At 39.5% G+C, this 16166-nt stretch carries 13 protein-coding genes and 4 pseudogenes; 9 read left to right on the forward strand and 8 right to left on the reverse strand.

The annotated features are described in order from the left end of the window. Positions 1-9: 9 nt before the first annotated feature. Complete coding sequence (locus CDG56_RS11480) at positions 10-753, forward strand: SDR family oxidoreductase (RefSeq protein ID WP_087547931.1); 744 nt, start codon at positions 10-12, stop codon at positions 751-753. 259 nt (positions 754-1012) lie between these two features. On the opposite strand, the gene mpl is transcribed toward CDG56_RS11480, so the two are convergent. After that, positions 1013-2374 carry a UDP-N-acetylmuramate:L-alanyl-gamma-D-glutamyl-meso-diaminopimelate ligase gene (gene mpl / locus CDG56_RS11485; RefSeq protein WP_087547932.1) on the reverse strand — a complete coding sequence of 454 codons (1362 nt, stop codon included), beginning with the start codon at positions 2372-2374 and terminating at the stop codon, positions 1013-1015. Between the two features lie 265 nt (positions 2375-2639). Between mpl and CDG56_RS11490 the strand changes: the two genes are divergently transcribed. The 4 genes from CDG56_RS11490 (at position 2640) to CDG56_RS11505 (ending at position 6645) form a co-directional block, all read left to right on the forward strand. After that, positions 2640-2939, forward strand: a complete 300-nt coding sequence (locus tag CDG56_RS11490) for a DMT family protein (RefSeq protein ID WP_249571318.1) — start codon at positions 2640-2642, stop codon at positions 2937-2939. A 134-nt stretch (positions 2940-3073) separates the two neighbouring features. Beyond that, positions 3074-3586 carry a 5-(carboxyamino)imidazole ribonucleotide mutase gene (gene purE, locus CDG56_RS11495; RefSeq protein ID WP_004660511.1) on the forward strand — a complete coding sequence of 171 codons (513 nt, stop codon included), beginning with the start codon at positions 3074-3076 and terminating at the stop codon, positions 3584-3586. A gap of 11 nt (positions 3587-3597) precedes the next feature. Further along, positions 3598-4719 (forward strand): 5-(carboxyamino)imidazole ribonucleotide synthase, encoded by a 1122-nt coding sequence (locus CDG56_RS11500; protein WP_087547933.1) that lies wholly within the window; start codon positions 3598-3600, stop codon positions 4717-4719. A 633-nt stretch (positions 4720-5352) separates the two neighbouring features. Next, a complete protein-coding gene (locus CDG56_RS11505; RefSeq protein ID WP_087547934.1) occupies positions 5353-6645 on the forward strand; it encodes a lytic murein transglycosylase in 1293 nt (430 codons plus the stop codon). A gap of 48 nt (positions 6646-6693) precedes the next feature. Here CDG56_RS11505 and CDG56_RS11510 read toward each other — a convergent pair whose 3' ends face one another. The 3 genes and pseudogenes from CDG56_RS11510 to CDG56_RS11520 all read right to left on the reverse strand — a co-directional run bounded on the left by CDG56_RS11510 (position 6694) and on the right by CDG56_RS11520 (position 8478). After that, the gene (locus tag CDG56_RS11510; RefSeq protein WP_087545560.1) at positions 6694-7077 is read right to left on the reverse strand and encodes a hypothetical protein; all 384 of its coding nucleotides are present in this window, start codon (positions 7075-7077) and stop codon (positions 6694-6696) included. 120 nt (positions 7078-7197) lie between these two features. Next, positions 7198-7548, reverse strand: a pseudogene (locus tag CDG56_RS11515) (matrixin family metalloprotease); the annotation flags it as partial. Between the two features lie 21 nt (positions 7549-7569). Further along, on the reverse strand, positions 7570-8478 hold the full coding sequence (locus tag CDG56_RS11520) for a matrixin family metalloprotease (RefSeq protein WP_087547935.1): 909 nt from the start codon (positions 8476-8478) through the stop codon (positions 7570-7572). A 176-nt stretch (positions 8479-8654) separates the two neighbouring features. Between CDG56_RS11520 and CDG56_RS11525 the strand changes: the two genes are divergently transcribed. Then, positions 8655-9539 carry an MBL fold metallo-hydrolase gene (locus CDG56_RS11525; protein ID WP_087547936.1) on the forward strand — a complete coding sequence of 295 codons (885 nt, stop codon included), beginning with the start codon at positions 8655-8657 and terminating at the stop codon, positions 9537-9539. Between the two features lie 47 nt (positions 9540-9586). Here CDG56_RS11525 and dnaK read toward each other — a convergent pair whose 3' ends face one another. The 3 genes and pseudogenes from dnaK to CDG56_RS11540 form a co-directional block, all read right to left on the reverse strand. After that, the gene (gene dnaK / locus CDG56_RS11530; RefSeq protein WP_087547937.1) at positions 9587-11530 is read right to left on the reverse strand and encodes a molecular chaperone DnaK; all 1944 of its coding nucleotides are present in this window, start codon (positions 11528-11530) and stop codon (positions 9587-9589) included. Between the two features lie 144 nt (positions 11531-11674). Continuing rightward, positions 11675-12220, reverse strand: a complete 546-nt coding sequence (grpE, locus tag CDG56_RS11535) for a nucleotide exchange factor GrpE (protein WP_005158808.1) — start codon at positions 12218-12220, stop codon at positions 11675-11677. Between the two features lie 159 nt (positions 12221-12379). After that, positions 12380-13032, reverse strand: a pseudogene (locus CDG56_RS11540) (substrate binding domain-containing protein); the annotation flags it as partial. Here CDG56_RS11540 and CDG56_RS11545 point away from each other — a divergent pair. Further along, a pseudogene (locus CDG56_RS11545) lies at positions 13026-13223 on the forward strand (sodium-dependent transporter); the annotation flags it as partial. The pseudogenes CDG56_RS11540 and CDG56_RS11545 overlap by 7 nt on opposite strands. On the opposite strand, the pseudogene CDG56_RS11550 reads toward CDG56_RS11545, so the two are convergent. Next, positions 13217-13592 (reverse strand): annotated as a pseudogene (locus tag CDG56_RS11550) (transposase); the annotation flags it as partial. The pseudogenes CDG56_RS11545 and CDG56_RS11550 overlap by 7 nt on opposite strands. A 257-nt stretch (positions 13593-13849) precedes the next feature. On the opposite strand from CDG56_RS11550, the gene CDG56_RS11555 reads away from it, so the two are divergent. Both CDG56_RS11555 and CDG56_RS11560 read left to right on the forward strand, forming a co-directional pair. Beyond that, complete coding sequence (locus CDG56_RS11555; RefSeq protein ID WP_205666497.1) at positions 13850-14920, forward strand: alpha/beta hydrolase; 1071 nt, start codon at positions 13850-13852, stop codon at positions 14918-14920. Between the two features lie 135 nt (positions 14921-15055). After that, complete coding sequence (locus CDG56_RS11560) at positions 15056-15610, forward strand: peptidylprolyl isomerase (RefSeq protein ID WP_087547939.1); 555 nt, start codon at positions 15056-15058, stop codon at positions 15608-15610. Positions 15611-16166 lie beyond the last annotated feature (556 nt).

Consider the following 16166-nt stretch of genomic DNA (forward strand, 5'->3'; position numbering starts at 1 on the left):
GTGGCAGGCATGGCAAAGACCATTTTAATTACAGGTGCAAGCTCAGGTTTAGGTGCAGGTATGGCAAGAGAGTTTGCTGCCAAAGGCTACAATCTGGCGTTGTGTGCACGACGTTTAGAGCGTCTAGAAGTGTTACAACAGGAGTTGCAACGTCAGTTTTCGATTCGGGTGGGGATTAAGACGCTGGATGTGACCCATTACGATGATGTGTTTACGGTTTTTAAAGCCTTTCAGCAAGAATTTGGAACGATTGACCGAATTATTGTCAATGCAGGTGTGGGTGAAGGTCGCCGTATCGGTAAGGGTCATTTTGATGTAAACCGCGCTACGGCTGAAACCAATTTTATTTCGGCATTGGCGCAATGTGAAGCCGCGGTTGAAATCTTTAGAGCGCAAAATAAAGGGCATTTGGTGGTGATTTCCTCCATGAGTGCAATGCGTGGTTTACCAAAGCATTTATCGACCTATGCCGCGAGTAAAGCCGCGGTGGCGCATTTGGCTGAAGGGATTCGTGCTGAGCTACTGCATACTCCAATTAAAGTCTCAACGATTTTCCCAGGTTATATTCGCACTGAATTGAATGAAGGAGCCAAGAAATTACCGTTTGAAGTGGATGAGAAAACTGGAAGTAAGGCTTTGGTGAAAGCGATTGAGAAGGAACCCGTGAAGGCGTATGTGCCGCAGTGGCCGTGGTTACCAATGGGAATTGCAATGAAAATTTTGCCTTTAAAACTGGTAAATAAATTGAGTTAATTACAATAAATGGATTGGATATGTTTCATTTGGAAAAGACTGTACAGCCTCATATAAACTGAATAGGTTTAATTGTTTTTGTATAGGCATTTCCTTACTTTTCATGGGCGAGGAGTTTACTCCGCAAGGTAACAAAAATCCTTTGTTGAGCAGAGGGTACGTCCATGTAACCCCTGCTCAACAGGCGGCATCTATGCCGCCTGTCACGGTAGTAAATACCGTGACAAGATTGAATTACGAAAGTGTGCTATAGGCTATATTACGACAAAGCCGTAATCAACTTTTGGTGTAATCCACCAAAACCACCATTGGACATGATCACCACAGCATCGCCTTCACCTGCTTCATTCACCACACGGGCAATGATCTCATCTAAAGAGCGGCTGACTTCGGCCTTGTTTGATGAAGCGGCAATCACAGGCTGTAAATCCCAGTCCAAGCCCTCTGGCTGATACCAGATCACTTCATCGGCTAAACGTGCTGAATGTGCCAAACCATCTTTATGGCTGCCCATACGCATGGTGTTAGAGCGTGGCTCAATGATCGCCCACAGTTTACGCTCACCTAAACGCTTACGTGCGCCGTCCAGCGTGGTTTCAATTGCGGTTGGATGATGGGCAAAGTCATCATAGACTTCGATACCACGAACCGTTCCTAACAGCTCCATACGGCGTTTAACGCCACCGAAGTTGGATAAGGCTTCACAGGCTTGTTCAATCGTTACACCGACATGCTGAGCTGCGGCAATGGTGGCTAAAGCATTGGCAACACTGTGTTGCCCTGTCATGTTCCATTTCACTTCACCAATCGCTTGACCGTGTTCAAGCACGTTAAAATGACTGCCATCAGCACTGATCAGCTCCGCAGATAAAGCAGCTTGGTCATTTGGCTCAAGACTGGTACGAACCACAGGCGTCCAGCAGCCCTGTTCTAGCACTTCATCAATATTGGTTTCAGTAATCGGCGCAATAATACGACCTTCACTTGGAATGGTACGCACTAAATGGTGAAACTGTTTTTGAATGGCAGCGAGGTCATCAAAGATGTCGGCATGATCAAATTCAAGGTTATTTAAAATTGCCGTTTTTGGATGATAGTGAACGAACTTAGAACGCTTATCGAAGAAGGCAGAATCATACTCATCGGCTTCTACACAGAAATATTTTCCACCACCTAAACGCGCGCTTTCGCTAAAACCCAGTGGTACGCCACCAATCAAAAAGCCAGGGTTTAAACCTGCCTGATCCAGCACCCAGGCCAGCATGGTCGTGGTTGTGGTTTTGCCATGTGTCCCTGCGACACCGAGTACATGTTTGCCTTGCAAGACATGGTCTGCCAAAAACTGTGGGCCAGAAATATAAGGCAGGCCTTCATTTAACATGTATTCAATCGCATCAATACCACGTTTCATGGCATTACCGACGATCACAAGGTCAGGATGCGGTTGTAAATGGCTACGCTCATACCCCTGCATCAATTCAATCCCTGCATTTTCCAGTTGAGTCGACATCGGTGGATAAACATTGGCATCTGAACCTGTGACTTTATGTCCTAAATCTCGTGCTAACAGAGCCAAAGACCCCATAAATGTGCCACAAATACCCAAAATATGCAGATGCATAATGCGCCTTCTCCACTGCTTTACATACAGCACTAATCTCGTGTGTATGATTGTCGTTATCAATAAAAATCAATCGCAACGATAGCAAGGCTGACATGGAAAAGATAGTCAAAATTCGTTGTTGTTATTAACTTAAAATTGAGTGATTTTAACGTTATTCTGATGTATTCAAATGCAAATGATTCAGCCCTTATTTTTATAAAAGGACATCCGATTGAGCCCTACACTTTTAGCATTATGTTTGTTGATCATTTCTAACTGTTTTATGACGATGGCGTGGTATGGGCATCTGAAAATTTTACACAATGCGCCGCTTTGGCAAGCGATTTTGTTTAGTTGGTTGATTGCTCTATTGGAATATAGTTTTATGATTCCTGCAACTAAACTATTAAATCAACAGGGTTGGAGTTTGGGCGAAATGAAAATCACCCAAGAAGTTGTTACGCTGATTGTGTTTGTGCCCTTTATGATTTTTCTGTTTAAACAACCATTCAAGTTGGATTATGTCTGGGCGATGTTTTGCTTAATGGGCTGTGTCTATTTTGTGTTCCGTAACCAGAGCTAATTTTGGGGGATCAGTAAAAATGTTCTTTAGTTGGGGATGCCTGAAAAAACCGCTATAATATTTGCCAGTTTATTCCTTTGTGCTTGGCGTAAGTCGAGACATTTCCCTATTTTTATCATGTTTTGGAAAAGCCAATGAATGCGGTCGCAACAGATAGCCAACCTTTAGTCGGGATTATCATGGGTTCTCAATCAGATTGGGCAACACTTGAACATACCGCTAATATGCTCAAACAATTGGGTGTTCCTTTTGAAGCTGAGGTGGTTTCTGCGCACCGTACGCCAGATCGTTTATTTGAATATGCTGAAACAGCACGTGATCGTGGTATTCAGGTGATTATTGCAGGTGCGGGTGGCGCGGCGCATTTACCGGGGATGTGTGCTGCTAAAACTGATTTACCTGTGCTTGGCGTGCCTGTTAAATCTTCAATTTTAAATGGCGTTGACTCATTGCTTTCGATTGTACAAATGCCAGCGGGTATTGCTGTGGGAACACTGGCAATTGGTCAGGCAGGTGCAACCAATGCGGCAATTCTTGCAGCGCAAATTCTAGGTTTAACCCGCCCAGATATTGCTAAAAATGTGGCTGATTTCCGCACAGCTCAAACGGAAAAAGTATCGAACAATAACATTCCTGGTCAAGTATAACGGGGCCAATCATGAATAAAACCATCGGTATTTTTGGTGGTGGACAGCTTGGGCGCATGATGGCGCAAGCAGCTTTACCACTCAATATTCAATGTAGCTTTTTCGAAGCCGAAACAGACTGCCCAGCAGCTATTTTAGGTCCTGTATTTTCAAGTAAAAATCCAGAAGCACTACAAGATTTCATCGCAAGTGCCGATGTATTCAGTCTTGAATTTGAAAATACGCCTGTAGCTGATGTGGATGTTCTGACTCAGACAAAAACATTACACCCTTCACGTCTTGCTTTGGCGACTGCTCAGAACCGTTTAGCTGAAAAAGGCTTGTTTGATGAGTTAGCTATTCCAGTTGCACCGTATCGTGCTGTGGATAGCTTAGAGAGCTTAAAACAAGCCGTGGCTGAACTTGGATTACCTATCGTATTAAAAACCGTAACAGGCGGCTACGATGGTAAAGGTCAGTTCGTATTACGTTCTGAAGATCAAATTGATACAGCTTGGGCTGAATTAGGGCCTGCCAAAAGCTTGATTGCAGAAAGTTTTGTGAAATTTAGCCGTGAAGTATCCATTATTGCGGTGCGTGGACAGGATGGTGATGTTAAAACTTGGGCACTTGCTGAAAACCACCATCACAATGGCATATTGTCACACTCAATCGTTCCTGCACCAAATAGCACAGATTTACAACCAGTTGCACAAGACTATATTACTCGGTTGTTGAATCATCTTAATTATGTGGGTGTACTTACACTTGAATTATTCGTGACTGAACAAGGGCTTTATGCCAATGAAATGGCATGTCGTGTTCATAATTCAGGACATTGGTCGATTGAAGGTGCGATTTGCTCGCAGTTTGAAAATCATATCCGTGCAGTAGCAGGCTTGCCGCTAGGAGCAACCGATATTGTGCGTCCAACAGTGATGATCAATATCATTGGTCAACACCCGAAATCAGAAGATGTTTTAGCACTGAAAGGTGCGCATTTACATCTTTATAATAAGTCTGAGCGTGCTGGTCGTAAGTTGGGCCATATCACACTGATGCCGAATGACCGTGATGATTTAACCGACTTGTGTCGTCAGTTGGCAAAGATTTTACCAGTTCCATTAGCACTGACAGATGATATGAACATCTAAACTTATCCACATTATCTAAAAGCGATCTTTGGATCGCTTTTTTATTGCGTATGATTTTTTGAATTTAAAGTTTTAAATTCAAAAATGTGCGATACCATTTTTGGAGTGCTGTGGATAACTTTAAGCTGGGCTTTTGAATTTAAAATAGTATGAAAAATTTGAATTTAAATTGTGCTGGGTTGTTGGGTGTTGTGGTTTAAATTCAAAAATATGCATTTTTTAAAATTAAAACCAAAGGTGTTGCTGTGTTTTGAATTTAAATTTTGAGGCTGTGGATATCTATTTTTGATTTTAATTTTATGAAATGTAAGTAATAGTGTGTGGGTTTGAGCTGTTTTAGTAAACTGGAATGAATTTAAATGAAGTATCTATTTTTGAATTCAAAAACATGGTTGGTATGAAGTTATTTTTTAAATTCAAAAATACAGATAGTGATTGATGCTTTTTTTGAATTTAAATGAAGGGTGTTGGTAACTTTTAAATTTAAAACGATGGTGGAGTTATGAATTTAAAAATTAGGTTTTAAATTTAAAAGACAATAAATGAATTCAAAGTTACGTTTCCAAACGATACATATTCAAACAGCATGTTAAGGTGAATAGGAAATTTAAATTTAAAAACTTTGGTTAAGACATGAAACATCATTTTTCTTTATTTATGGGCACTGCCTTATTTGCTTTATTTAATCAAGCGCATGCAGAACTCATTATTAATGGTGCAACGGTGTCAGCGACAACGACAGCACCATCCAACAGTACCTATTCACCAAATACAAATTTCCAGTCGTGTATTGCGAACTTGCGTTCTCAGGCAATTGCATCTGGGGTATCTGGTGCGACTTATGATCGTTATACACAAAACCTAACGCCTGATTATTCAGTCATTGATAAATTAAATTACCAGCCTGAATTTTCGACTCCAATTTGGGACTATTTATCAGGTTTGGTTGATGATGAGCGTGTCCAAGTGGGCAAACAAAAACTTGCTCAACATCGTGCTGTTTTAAATCGAGTTGAACAGGCTTATGGTGTACCAGCAGAAACTGTAGTGGCGGTGTGGGGTGTGGAAAGTAACTACGGCGATATTTCAGGTAAATATCCATTATTGCAGGCTTTGGGAACGCTCAGTTGCGAGGGTCGCCGTCAAAGTTATTTCCGTAGTGAATTTTTTGCAACGATGCGTGTTTTACAGCGTGGAGATTTAACACAAGATCAACTCTATGGCTCATGGGCAGGGGCTTTTGGTCATACCCAGTTTATGCCATCGACCTACGAGCGCTTAGCAGTAGATTTTGATGGAGATGGTCGCCGTGATCTGGTTTCAAGTACTACAGATGCTTTGGCTTCGACGGCCAATTTCCTAAAACGGGCAGGGTGGCAAACAGGTATGCCATGGGGATTTGAAGTGACAATTCCACAAGGTATGTCAGTTGCAGGAGAAAGCCGCCGTAATAAAAGGTCGCTGAATAGCTGGGTTGCACAGGGTGTGACTCGTGCGGATGGTACAGCTTTAATTCAAGGTAATTTATCGGGTAGTACGCCTGCTGGATTGATTTCACCTGCGGGCGCAAATGGTCCAATATTTTTGGTCTTTAAAAACTTTGATGCAATTTATAGCTATAACGCTGCTGAAAGTTATGGTTTAGCGATCGCTCATTTATCTGATCGTTTACGTGGTGGTACAGCATTTTTAACGTCTTGGCCAACGGATGATGCAGGGACTTCTCGAGCAGAGCGTCGCGAAATTCAGCAGTTTTTGGTCAAGCGAGGTTATGATATTGGTGTGGTGGATGGATTGATTGGAGACAAAAGTCGTCAAGCCATTCGCCAAGAGCAAACGCGCTTAGGCCTGAATCCTACAGGTCGTGCTGGTCAACAAATTTTACGTGCATTTAGGCAAGAGCAAGCAAAACAAATGATGCAATAAGTATATTTAAATAAAATAAGGTCTGCTTAAACACAGACCTTATTTTATTTAGGGTGCAGCATCTAATTTTATGGCTTCTAAAATATCAAAAATTACCGCAGTGACATCTTGGCTTAAATCACGATCATTAAAAATCTCGTAAGCAGTAATGGTCACATCTGTATCGCTAGGTAGTTGTTTTTGTTCTTCTTCAATCAGGTGTTCAATTGGCAAGAGCGTTTGTTTAACTTCGAGATGTAGAACTTCATTATAAGCAAGATTCTCATCTTCAAACTCTAATTCATGTTCATTGAAATAGGGGATCAAAATAGAATGAAGATACGGACTAAGATCCTGAATATCTAAGATTTCAATATCACGAGTCTGTTCAATCGTACTGATGTGGTCATTCACTTCAATGAGGATATGATAATAACTCATGCTGATCTCCATTAAGACTAAGATGATGTTTTGACACCACAATAACATGAATAAATCAAAAGAATCGACTCATTGTTACGATCTTTTTAAAAACATCAGCTTATAGATTTCTCATATCCTTATAACAGAGACTTAACGAGAAAAGCCCAGTAGTTCCAGATCGACATCTGCGAGTTGAAAGTTCTTCGCATCTTGTTCCTTGATTCTTGGATACATCAGTGATTTTGGATCTTTGGTATGCTTTAAACCTAGTGCATGTCCAAACTCATGTGCCAGAGTGAGGCGTAAATCATCCAGTGATGAAAATTCATAAATAAAAATCTGTTTACCATTGAAATGCCCTTTGTGAAACAAACGTGGCTGAAATGTTTGATTAAATTGATGAGCTGATGCTACAAGTTGCTTATTATTTTGATTGAGTTTTTGAATATCTCGATTAAGTTGCTGAGTTTTTTGATTATGAACTTGAATCTCTTGTTGTAGGGCGAATTCAGCCATAAAAGGCTATCTTGTTAATAATAAATCACGGTCAGCCTGAGTAAGATGGAAATGGTCCATCTCTTGATCTTTCATAATAGGGTACATTAAAGCTTGAGGGCTGTTTGCATGTTGTAAACCAAGGGCGTGTCCTAGTTCATGTGCTAGTGTTAATCGTAAATCGTTATCTGATTCAAACTCATAGATTAAAATTTGTTTTCCATTAAATAAGCCTTTATGAAATAAATGTGGTTGAAAGCGTTGTTTGTATTGTTTGACTGAAGCATCTAGTTGTTGATCCAGTGAATTAAGTTCATCTATTTTTTGATTTAATTGAGTAATTCTTTGATTGTATTGATTAACTTCTTGTTGCACTAACTCAATATTACTTTGTAGCTCTTGTTGTTTCTGCTGAAAATATGTCGAATTCCCAGATGCAGATTGGTTGTGTTGAGCAGAAAGCTGCTCTTGATTATATTGCTGAATTTGTTGATTGAGTTGTTGTTGTTTTAAATCTAAAAATTGCTTACTCCGCATAATTTCTTGTTCAATTTGGTCTAATTGCTGTTTTTTATCTTTCCATACCTGTTGATTCGCTTCGAGTTGAGTTATATGTTCTCGGCGTTGTTCGCTTTCTTGTTGGCGTTCATCGTAAATGAGGTGAATCGCAAGTTGGGCATTGGGGTCATAAACAAAATAATCTTGACCTGTACCATCTTTCCAAATTTGAGTTGCTTGTTGGCTAATTTCTTGTACTTGTTCAATACTGAGTTTAAAACGAGGATCTACCTCAGCGATTCGATAACGCAGGCGAGTATCTATTGGATGAGTGATACGGTCAGCTAATGAATTGAATTTTAGTTGAGGATGTTTCTGAGTTTGATAACTTAACCCTAATAAGAAAATAATTAACCCTGAAAAAATTAAAAAGCGCATGATTGTATTTTCTATTCTTCTGAAAATGAAATGAATCAGTTTAAGAGAGACTTTTGATCTAAATAAATTGAACTATAACAAGAATAAGAGATATCTGGAAAATATATCAACATGTATCACATTCTGCTTTAATGCATATTCTGAAGGAATAAATACAATAAACATTAAGGCACAATATGCTGAAATATTTACTGAAAGCGCCTGATACTGCATGGACAGCAGATTCTCCTGCTGATGCAAACGTTAAAAATTTAAAAATCAAATATTTGGGGACGGCGGGATTCATTCTTTCTGATCAGCATCGTACAGTTGTGCTTGATCCTTTTATCAGTCGTCCAAACTTAAACCAAACGTTTACTCAGCCTTTATTGAGTGATCCTGAATTAGTCAGACAACATATACCAAATGTAGATGATGTATTGATTGGGCATGCTCATTACGATCATATTCTAGATGCGCCAGAAGTGTGTAAACAAACGGGGGCACGGTTAATTGGATCCAAAGCGACTTTAATGTATGGACGTTCAGCAGGCTTGTCTGAATCGCAAATGCTTGAAACAAAGGGAAGAGAAATCATAGATTGTGGTCAATGGCAAGTTGTTGGGCTGCCGTCGATTCATGGCAAAGCATTGTTTGGTCGGGTGCCATTACCAGGGGATATGACTACACCGCCACCTTATCCACCGAAATTTCATCACCTACGGCATGGTCAAGTGTTTAATTGGTGGATTAATACGGGGCATCTTCGCGTTGTACACATTGATTCAGCTGATTTTATTGAACAAGAATTACAAGGGAGGCAAGCAGATATTGTTTGTCTATGTGCGATTGGACGCAAATATCGCCCGAACTATGTCAAAGATGTCGTGCGCTTGCTGAAACCTAAATACATTATTCCATGTCATTGGGATACGATGCTCACACCTATTGATCAACCACCAAAATTATTACCTGGTGTGAATATCCCTGAATTTTTAGAAGAAATAAAAGCTTCTGGAGTCGAACCATTATTTATGCCGATTTTGGGTGAACTATATTTCGATCAAAATAATGAATCTTAAAATAAAAAAAAACCGCGCTTTCGCGCGGTCTTTTTTAAAGAGACAAATTATTTTTTGTCATCTTTTACTTCAGTGAACTCAGCATCTACAACGCCATCGTCCGCTTTCTGTTGTTGACCCGCATCACCACCTTGGAATGCGTTTGGATCAAAACCTTCTGCGCCGCCAGCACCTTGTGCTTGTTCATAAGCACGTTGGGTGATTGGCATCAAGATGTTTTGTAAAGCTTCAGTTTTCGCTTTGATGTCTTCAACATCATTTTCTTTAGTCGATGCTTCAAGCTCAGACACCGCAGTAGCAATCGCAGTTTTTTCATCTTCAGTGACTTTATCACCAAGATCTTTGACTGCTTTATTCGAGCTAGAGACTAAAGCATCCGCTTCGTTACGTGCTTTCGCTAACTCTTCAAACTTACGGTCTTCTTCAGCATTCGCTTCAGCATCTTTGATCATTGCTTCGATTTCAGCATCAGACAAACCTGAGTTTGCTTTAATCTGGATTGATTGCTCTTTACCAGTGCTCTTATCTTTAGCCGATACTTTTAAGATACCGTCAGCGTTGATGTCGAACGATACTTCAATTTGCGGTACGCCACGTGGAGCAGGTGGGATATCGCCTAATTGGAAGTTACCCAACAATTTGTTTTGTTGAGCCATTTTACGTTCACCTTGGTAAACTGAAATATCTACAGCAGGCTGGTTGTCAGCAGCTGTAGAGAACACTTGTGATTTCTTCGCAGGAATCGTAGTGTTCTTCTCAATGATTGGTGTTAATACACCACCCATGGTTTCGATACCTAAAGTTAATGGTGTTACGTCTAATAAAAGAACGTCAGTTTTGTCACCAGACAATACAGCACCTTGAATCGCAGCACCGATTGCAACAGCTTCATCAGGGTTCACGTCTTTACGTGGCTCTTTACCAAAGAATTCTTGTACTTTTTGTTGTACAAGTGGCATACGAGACTGACCACCAACTAAAATTACGTCAGAGATGTCTGAAGTCGAAAGACCAGCATCTTTAAGCGCGATTTTGCAAGGCTCGATTGTACGAGCAACTAAATCAGCAACTAAACCTTCAAGTTTTGCACGCGTTACATTGATCACTAAGTGCTTAGGACCTGTTGCATCAGCGGTGATGTATGGAAGGTTGATTTCAGTTGCATTTGATGAAGAAAGCTCGATTTTTGCTTTTTCAGCAGCTTCTTTCAAACGTTGTAACGCAAGTGGATCATTTTTCAAGTTCACACTTTGTTCTTTCTTAAATTCTTCAACCAAGAATTCAATTAACGCGTTATCAAAGTCTTCACCACCAAGGAAAGTATCACCATTTGTTGATAACACTTCGATTTGTTGGTCGCCATCAAGGTCTGCGATTTCAATGATTGATACGTCGAAAGTACCACCACCTAAGTCGTAAACTGCAACTTTACGGTCACCTTCTTTTTTGTCCATACCGAACGCAAGTGCAGCAGCAGTTGGTTCGTTGATGATACGTTTAACATCAAGACCTGCAATTTTACCTGCATCTTTAGTTGCTTGACGTTGTGCATCGTTGAAGTAAGCAGGAACAGTGATGACTGCTTCAGTTACGGTTTCACCTAAATAGTCTTCTGCAGTTTTTTTCATCTTTTTCAAGATTTCAGCAGAGATTTGTTGAGGTGCAAGTTTCTTGTCGTTTACTTCAACCCAAGCATCACCATTGTCAGCTTTGATGATTTTGTATGGTACAAGACCGATGTCTTTTTGTACTGCTTGATCTTCGTAACGACGACCGATTAAACGCTTGATTGCGAATAAAGTGTTTTTCGGGTTTGTTACAGCCTGACGCTTAGCGCTTTGACCAACTAAGATTTCGCCATCTTTGTATGCAATGATCGATGGAGTTGTACGTGCACCTTCAGCGTTTTCGATTACTTTTACTTTGTCGCCTTCAAGTACAGCAACACATGAGTTAGTTGTACCTAAGTCAATACCAATAATTTTTGCCATTGATTGTGTTCCTCTAAAATTTTGTGAATCCCCCTCATATGCTCTTGGGTAAAGGGGATTTGCTTGTTATTCGATATGAGAGTCAATCGTTTTTTTTCAAGCATTTTTATGAAAAAAAACTGAAAAACTCTCAAAATACTGGATTTATTGTCCGACCATGACCATTGCAGGGCGGAGTAGGCGACCATTTAAGGTATAACCTTTTTGTAATACAGTGCCGATTTGGTTCGCTTGAGCGTTTGGATCGATACCGACTGCTTGATGAAGATCTGCGTTGAAACCATTTTGGGTATCTGCTTCAACCACACCAAATTTTTCAAGTGTTGTCAGTAGCGATTTCAAAGTCAGTTTTACACCTTCAAGTAAAGGTGTTTGTTCATCACCAGCGGCTTGAATCGCACGTTCAAGATTGTCGACTGAATCCAACAACTCTTTAGCAAATTTCTCAAGAACGGTATCTTTGTGTTTTTCAGATTCACGCTGGATACGTTCAACACTCTTTTGTGCTTCGTACACGGCATTTGCGGTACGGGCTTTTTCAAGTTTCAAGCTTTCTTCGAGTTTGGTGATTTGCGCTTGTAAATCTTCAACGCTAAGCTCGTTTGCTTGCTCTACACCTTCAGCTTGAGTTTGTTCAGTTTGTTGCTCATTTTGAATGTCTTGAGCTTGCTCATTTTGCTCATTAGCCATTGATGATCTCCGTTGAAAAAAGTTCTTAAACATGTACAGTCCTTTTGGCGTGAATGCTCATAGGGTTAAACCCGAACTGCCACATCTTGGTCATTCATAGATAGGGATGAAGTATGGGCAAGGCGACAAAATTCAAGCGTTCAGGTCAATTTAAATCTTTTAATTTTGCTGATTTAAGTAAAAATTTAAGTTTTCGATGACAAAAGCAATAAATTCTTGTGTGATTTTCGGTAAATGTTGCCTTGATGCATAGACTAACCACAAGGTTAGGTCGGGTGCAAAAAATCTGTAAATACCTGTTGCAAACGTTGTCGTGCAATATCCTGATGCACCAATAGCGTTGGTAACATGGCAATGCCTTCTGCTTTGAGACACATTTGATACAGCGCAATCACATCATCATTTTTAAACGTAACATTTAATGGATAATTCTGAGGTTGTTGATCTGTATCAAACAAAGTCCAATACTGATTATACATATGGTGGGCTATACATTCATGCTGAATCAATTGGCTTGGGTGTGAAAGGGGAGTGTGGTCTTGTAAATAGTGCGGATGTGCACAAAAGATGGATTCGATTTGACAAACTGGTCGGGCAATCAGCCCATCTGTAACTTTCTGGGTAATACGCAGTGCAAGATCAACCTGAGCATCGATGAGGTCGACCGTATTTTCAGTTAAATAGACATCGAAATGGATCTATGGATAGTGTTTCTTAAATTGTTTAATGCATTCATTCACACCCAGTTGGAACAGAAACAGACCACAGCTGAAACGAATCGTACCACTGTGCTGTTCAGGGGCGGCTAAACCTTCAATCATTACGTTTACCTGGTGCGGCTGAAGGCTTAAATGCATTCTTCACGCCGAACTGGTCTGCGATGATGGACTATAAAGTGTGGTTAGCTGCTTATGGGCACACTTTCTTCTCATTATCTGTTGGCTTCGGGATCATGGTGACATACTCCTCTTACTTAAAGCCGAAAACCAATTTAACAGGTTCATGTTTCTTGCGTTTCCATTCGCCCTCAGCTAGAAACTTCATGCCTGTAGAGTCTACGATGAGAAATATATTGCGCAAGGCAGCCCATCGCTACTTTTATGGTCGCTGATTACAATATCAATATGCTTTTGTATTCTACACAGTGTGGAGTACGAATATCACTGATAGTCGGGGCTGTTCAGCTGCAAAGTTTAATCAGACTTTGCACAAAGCCAGTGACCATACGTAAAGACAGACGGAATAAGGATTTAATCATTAAGCAGCATTGGATGGCTGCATCGGAGTAGGTTTGATTTCGCCCTTGTTTGCCTTTTGATGAAGCATACCATTGCGTAGCAGGATCAAACCAAATGGCAATATTTCCGCGATGAAAAGCCTTTCAGATAGGTTTGTGCAACAAAGCCATTAGAAATATTAAAAAAACAGAAAATACCTCTTTTACCTGTGCTTGAGCTTGGCTATTGGCATGAAAGGCAAGCAGTGATTAGCAAAATGGTTAATGACTTTTTAAGATAAGCCATTTAGGTTACAGCATGATTTTGGATTCTTTATCTTGATCTACGACTTTATAACAGCATATAGTCGATATGAACAAGAACTATGGACAGGGCGAAAAAGGGGAAGAACGTGTCAGCATTACCTCAAAAAATTCAAACGATTTTAGATAAAGGACAAGGTCCTGCTGCACGTGTGCTAGATAAGCTGCCTAAGATTGTACAAGAATCATTGGCGAAAGTTTTAGGCTACCCATATCAATATCCAGATTTGGATGCTTTTACAAAATGCTTAATGGCAGTTCAAATTAAACAAGGGCGTGTTGGTTTTATTGGAGATGATCCGATCGAATCTCGCCGTCAATTTGATACACAAATGTTAGCGATTTTAAATAAATCGACTTCTATAGAATCGGTAGAAGATATACGTCTGCCTTTACAGAGTGGCACTGTTTTCGCAAGGCATTATCATCCTGCACCTAATAAAAAATTACCGATGATCGTGTTCTATCACGGTGGTGGTTTCGTCGTTGGTGGTTTAGATACGCATGATGAAGCCTGTCGACTCATTGCGAAGTACGCAAAAGTACAAGTCCTGAGTGTGGATTATCCGCTTGCACCTGAAGCATCACCACAGTTATTGATTAAATCTTGTGAAGATGCGTTGGCATGGGTATATCAAAATCGCCGTCAACTTAAAATTTATAAAAACCGTATTGCTGTTGCAGGTGATAGTGCAGGGGGGAATATTAGTACCGTAGTTGCACAAAATGCTGTCGGAAAGTCCTATGCACCACAAGCACAATTACTTTTTTATCCAGTTGTTGATTTTAAAAGTAAACACCCTTCTTTCTACGCCTATGGTCAAGGTTTAGTGCTAACAAGCAAAGATGTGGACTACGTTACCAAATACTATTCAAATCATCATCAAGTTGCTTTAGATGATCCATTAGTTTCTCCAACCTTTGGTAATCTTAAAAGATTAGCGCCAGCTTTCGTGGTTACAGCGGGTCATGACCTGTTACATGATGAAGGAAAGATCTATAGCCATAAGTTAAGACAAAGTGGTGTTAAAGTTGAGTATGTGGATTATCCAGATCAAACACATGGGTTTATTAATTTAACGCCTGTTTCTAGCAAGGCTAAACGGAATACCATTGAGATTGCAAAGAACTTTAGAAAGTTTTGGGATAAGCACCATTAATTTAATTAAACCTATGTTTCACGTGGAACATAGGTTTTCATTTCAGATAACAAATAAGAAATAGCAAAAATGAATTTGTAAACTTAATATTATGATTTACAACTGACCACTCATCTAAATTAGAGAAAAGCAATCATGAAAAAGTTGTTGATTACAACAAGCCTACTATTAGCCAGCAGCCATTTATTTGCAAATACGATGGTTGATATGAAAACCAGTATGGGGAATATTGAGATAGAGCTTTATGATGATAAAGCCCCTATATCTGCAAAGAATTTTGAAAGCTATGTAAAAAGTAACTTCTATGCAGGTACGATCTTTCATCGTGTTATTCCAGGCTTTATGGTTCAAGGTGGTGGTTTAGATGTAAATATGATTGAGAAAACAACTAAAGCACCTATTAGTAATGAAGCAAATAATGGTTTGAAAAATACACGTGGTACTTTAGCAATGGCACGCACTAGTGATCCTAACTCTGCTACGAGTCAATTTTTTATTAACGTTGCTGACAACACTTTCCTAAATCGTTCACAAATGGATGCTGGTTATGCCGTATTTGGTAAAGTAACGAAGGGAATGGATATTGTTGATAAAATTGTTAGTGTTCCTACAGGTAACTATGGAATGCATCAAAATGTCCCTAAACAACCAATTAAAATTATGAGTGTTCAGATAAAGACTAAAAAATAAAAAGCAAAGCAGAGATATGAATAAAATATTTCTGCTTTAATTTATGTGACCATCTAAAATTAGGTGGAATTGTATCCGTATTTCATATTAATTCATTAAATTACAGGAACTTACATCATTAAAACTATCTATCAAGATAATTAAATAAATTTAAACGATATAAATCAGTAATTTGAGTTGGTTGTGGTTTAAAAATAAAACAACCGAATTATTAAATTTTCTAAAAGTGCTTGCGTGTGTTTTGAAATGGTGTAGAATGCACATCCATCGGCGGTGATGCAGATAAAAACTTGTTGAGAAACAAGGATTTGGCTAGATTGGTTAGGTTCTTGGGTTGATTGGTAAGTTTTAAAAATATCGAAATTACCTGTTGACTTTAATTTAGATTAGAGTAACATAGCCGACCTAGCTTGGTGATGACGAATCATCGAGAAGATCATTAAGAGAATAGAAGAACAACTTGTGTGGATTTTTACTGATTGATCGATCGAAAATATTTCATTGATTGAATGGTAAGAATTTCTCGAAGTTTATTTGAGCGAATTTTTAGTCAGAA

Origin of the sequence: Acinetobacter sp. WCHA39, from assembly GCF_002165385.1 — a bacterium.
Lineage (GTDB): Bacteria > Pseudomonadota > Gammaproteobacteria > Pseudomonadales > Moraxellaceae > Acinetobacter.

What these genes read in the sequence shown, in the direction of transcription:
- CDG56_RS11490 (WP_249571318.1), top strand. Translation starts at nt 2,640, where the DNA reads ATGACGATGGCGTGGTATGGGCATCTGAAAATTTTACACAATGCGCCG.
- mpl (WP_087547932.1), bottom strand. Translation starts at nt 2,374, where the DNA reads ATGCATCTGCATATTTTGGGTATTTGTGGCACATTTATGGGGTCTTTG.
- CDG56_RS11525 (WP_087547936.1), top strand. Translation starts at nt 8,655, where the DNA reads ATGCTGAAATATTTACTGAAAGCGCCTGATACTGCATGGACAGCAGAT.
- dnaK (WP_087547937.1), bottom strand. Translation starts at nt 11,530, where the DNA reads ATGGCAAAAATTATTGGTATTGACTTAGGTACAACTAACTCATGTGTT.
- CDG56_RS11480 (WP_087547931.1), top strand. Translation starts at nt 10, where the DNA reads ATGGCAAAGACCATTTTAATTACAGGTGCAAGCTCAGGTTTAGGTGCA.
- CDG56_RS11510 (WP_087545560.1), bottom strand. Translation starts at nt 7,077, where the DNA reads ATGGAGATCAGCATGAGTTATTATCATATCCTCATTGAAGTGAATGAC.
- CDG56_RS11560 (WP_087547939.1), top strand. Translation starts at nt 15,056, where the DNA reads ATGAAAAAGTTGTTGATTACAACAAGCCTACTATTAGCCAGCAGCCAT.
- grpE (WP_005158808.1), bottom strand. Translation starts at nt 12,220, where the DNA reads ATGGCTAATGAGCAAAATGAGCAAGCTCAAGACATTCAAAATGAGCAA.
- purE (WP_004660511.1), top strand. Translation starts at nt 3,074, where the DNA reads ATGAATGCGGTCGCAACAGATAGCCAACCTTTAGTCGGGATTATCATG.
- CDG56_RS11505 (WP_087547934.1), top strand. Translation starts at nt 5,353, where the DNA reads ATGAAACATCATTTTTCTTTATTTATGGGCACTGCCTTATTTGCTTTA.
- CDG56_RS11500 (WP_087547933.1), top strand. Translation starts at nt 3,598, where the DNA reads ATGAATAAAACCATCGGTATTTTTGGTGGTGGACAGCTTGGGCGCATG.
- CDG56_RS11520 (WP_087547935.1), bottom strand. Translation starts at nt 8,478, where the DNA reads ATGCGCTTTTTAATTTTTTCAGGGTTAATTATTTTCTTATTAGGGTTA.